Here is a 3,437-nt window from a genome sequence, read left to right on the forward strand (position 1 = left end):
ACATCGCGCGGCGCTGCCGACGCGAGAATTTCAAAGCGTGAAATATCCGGGTTAGTCCGCTGTCTTCACCCAGCACCGAAGGACTTCAGCAACCGTCCATGCTTGCGCGATGCAGCCGCAGGGAATGAACGGCTCCTCGGCGTCGAAGATTTCGCTCATGGAACCGACGCAGGCGTCGTTGAGGTGAGCGAGCAGGCCTTGCAACCACTGGCGTGCGCCGGAGCGGTCGTCCGGGTGAACCTTCAACCAGGCGTCGACAAACGGACCGATCAACCATCCCCAGACGGTTCCCTGATGATAGGCCGCGTCGCGCGCGCGCGGGTCTCCGAAATAGCGCGCTTTATAATCGGGATGACCGCGGCTGAGAGCGGAGCCCGACGGGCGTGAGTAATTCCGTGCAAAGCGGATTCCGTATGATTCGCGAGGATGATTGTTCCAACGGGTCGCACGACGATCCCCGAGGGCAATTGCAAATCTTTGACGAGTTTTTCCGAGACCCCGTTGCGTGTGACGTAGGCCTCGGCTCCCGACACAGCGACACAATCGCGCCGGGCGATTCCCACTTCCACGCCGTCGCTTGAGGCGGCCGGGCTTTTGGTAACTGCTTCATCGGCCACCAAGGTGGCTGTCGCGCTCAAGGCGCAAGCCAATCCGCACAACAGGAGATTCGTTTACATATGATTAGCTTCGCCACTCCGCCGGCAGGCGGACGCCGCGGTTCGGGATGCCGCATGAATAAACAGCGGTCGACCCGGCGATTGCCCTCTACGCATACGTGCGACACACCAGTGACGCGCGAATAACAGGCGTATGTCGCTTTCCTTGCAACCCAAACATCTCAAACTCTATAAAGATGTCCTCATCCTTCTCGCCAAATACGGCCACGGGGATCTGATTCGGCAGGCGCCGGTTATTGATGACCCGCTGGAGTATGGCCCCGCGCCGACCATTCCGCCGGCGGCGAAAGAGCTGGCGGATGACCTGGAGAAACTCGGCCCCACCTTTATCAAGCTGGGCCAGTTGATATCCACGCGGGCCGACTTCATTCCTCCCACGTACATGGATGCACTGGCCCGCCTGCAAGACAACGTCGAGCCGTTTTCTTTCGGCGAAGTGGAAGCCATCGTCTCGGTCGAGATCGGCGCGCGTCTTTCCAAGGCGTTCTCGGAATTTGAGAGCACGCCGATGGCTGCAGCGTCGCTCGGGCAGGTGCATCGCGCGGTCCTGCGCGACGGGCGCGTCGTGGCAGTGAAGGTGCAGCGACCGCACGTTCGCGAACGCGTTTCGGAAGACCTGGACGCCATGCACGAGGTAGCGCAAATTCTCGACGCCCATACGGACGCTGGGCGCCGCTATGGTTTCACCCGGATGGTGGAGGAGCTGCGCAAGTCGCTCCTGCGCGAACTCGATTACCGGTTGGAAGCGGGCAACCTGCGTCTGCTCGGGGAAAAGCTGGCGGGCTTCTCGAAGATCATCGTGCCCCAGCCGGTCGATGACTATTCGACGGGACGTGTTTTGACGATGGATTACATCGCGGGCAAGAAGATCACGAAAGTCGGCCCGCTGGCGAAACTCGATATCGACGGTGAGGCGCTGGCCGATGAACTTTTCCGGGCCTATCTCCAGCAAATCCTGGTGGACGGTTTCTTCCATGCCGACCCGCATCCGGGAAATGTCTTCCTGACGGATGACGGACGCATCGCCCTGCTCGATCTCGGAATGACGGCGCGGATCGACGGCACTTTGCAAGAGCAGTTGCTCAAGCTTCTGCTGGCCATCGCCGAGGGACAAAGCGACAAGGCGGCCGATATTGCCGTGCGAATCGGAGAGGCGAAGGAAGACTTCGACGAATTGCAATTTCGCCGGCGCATCGCGGAGCTGGTGACCCAACAGCAGGACGCCACCGTCGGCCAGCGACAGGTCGGGCGCGAAGTGCTCGGCATCAAGCTGATCGCGGCGGACACAGGCATTCGCGTGCCTGCGCAGTTGACCATGCTTGGCAAGACGCTGCTCAACCTCGACCTGGTGGGACGGACACTGGCGCCCAATTTCGATCCGAACGAATCCATCCGCCGGCACGCAGCCGAGATCTTTCATCAACGGACGATGAAAAGCTTGAACAGTGGCGCCTTTTTCAGCGCTCTCCTGGAAACCAAGGAGTTGGTCGAAAAGCTTCCCACCCGGCTGAATCAATTCCTCGAGCTCGTGGCGACAAACAAGCTCCGCCTGAACATCGATGCTATCGATGAGGATATGCTGATGTCCGGTCTGCAAAAGATCGCGAACCGCATCACGCTCGGCCTAATCCTCGCTGCATTGATTATGGGCGCCTCATTACTCATGCGAGTCGAGACGACCTTTCGGATCTTTGGTTATCCCGGATTTGCGATTCTCTTTTTCCTCGGCGCGACCGCCGGCGCGGGCGCACTGGTCTGGGCGATCCTGCGCGGTGATAAATCCTCGAAGTAACGAGACCGTTGCTCCCCTCCACCCGCTTCCCACCCAAGAAAATGTTGGCGGCTGAGGAATCGAACCTCTCATCGGTTTATTGCCGAGATTCCGCAGGTTTGCACTGCTGCCGCCACAAACAGATCGGCCACGGAGAGGACACTGGTCGTAACGTTTTGTTAGTTGGACTCGGCGGCCTGCGGCAAACGGATGCTCACAATCCGGAAGCTCTTCTCGCCCACGGGGGCCAGGAAGCGGGCCACTTCGCCAACCTTCTTCCCAATCAGCGTCTGGGCAAGCGGAGAGAGCCAACTGATCCCACTCGCCTCGAGATCGACTTCGTCCACGCCGACGATGCGGTATTCATCCTCCGTCCCATCATCGGCGCGGATGGTGACAAACATCCCGAAGCGCACCTCGTCGGCTGGCCCATCCGACATCGTCACCACATCGGCCTCGGCCAGTCTTTGGGAAAGGGCCTGGAGGCGGGCGTTGGTCCGGCGCAATTCGTCTTGCGCGGCCTCGCCATCCGCATCCTGTTCCTGCTGCCGCCGTTGCTCGAGCAGGGCCGCCAGTTCGCGCCTGAGGTGTTCGGCTCCATCGGCGGTCATGTAATTGCGCGTGCCACTCGGGAGCGCCGCCTTGGCAAAGGCAGTCTCCTCCACCGCATCGTCGTTCTCGCGCGTAAAGGCTTTGCTCATCACATTGAATTCGTTCGCGGATTGGGGATCAGTTTGGCCTCATCCAATAATCGTGTCGATTGCGAGGGACGTCGCGAAATTAAATTCCAATCAATTCGGTCGTCGCCGGCGGGTCGGGGAGTGGGTGGGGCGCGGGGATTGACTTGCGCTCGAATACTTTGTAGAGCGTCGGCAGGATGAAAAGCGTCAGGAGCGTGGAACTGATGAGGCCGCCGATGACGACGGCGGCGAGGGGCTTTTGGATTTCGCTGCCGGGGCCTTGCGCGAAGAGCATCGGGATGAGGCCGA

General features: G+C 60.3%; 3 protein-coding genes and 1 pseudogene. 1 reads left to right on the top strand and 3 read right to left on the bottom strand.

Annotated elements, in window-relative coordinates; genetic code table 11:
- Nucleotides 1-51: 51 nt before the first annotated feature.
- A pseudogene (locus ABJF10_RS30060) lies at nucleotides 52-391 on the bottom strand (amylo-alpha-1,6-glucosidase); the annotation flags it as partial.
- 419 nt (nucleotides 392-810) lie between these two features.
- Between ABJF10_RS30060 and ABJF10_RS30065 the strand changes: the two are divergent.
- The gene (locus ABJF10_RS30065) at nucleotides 811-2,469 is read left to right on the top strand and encodes an AarF/UbiB family protein (RefSeq protein ID WP_348548287.1); all 1,659 of its coding nucleotides are present in this window, start codon (nucleotides 811-813) and stop codon (nucleotides 2,467-2,469) included.
- Between the two features lie 158 nt (nucleotides 2,470-2,627).
- On the opposite strand, the gene ABJF10_RS30070 is transcribed toward ABJF10_RS30065, so the two are convergent.
- Both ABJF10_RS30070 and ABJF10_RS30075 read right to left on the bottom strand, forming a co-directional pair.
- Nucleotides 2,628-3,149 (bottom strand): GreA/GreB family elongation factor, encoded by a 522-nt coding sequence (locus ABJF10_RS30070; protein ID WP_348548288.1) that lies wholly within the window; start codon nucleotides 3,147-3,149, stop codon nucleotides 2,628-2,630.
- Nucleotides 3,150-3,228: 79 nt separating this feature from the next.
- Nucleotides 3,229-3,437: efflux RND transporter permease subunit (locus ABJF10_RS30075; RefSeq protein WP_348548289.1), on the bottom strand; the 209-nt coding region annotated here is incomplete at its 5' end.

This window comes from Chthoniobacter sp., assembly GCF_040003245.1.
Lineage (GTDB): Bacteria > Verrucomicrobiota > Verrucomicrobiia > Chthoniobacterales > Chthoniobacteraceae > Chthoniobacter.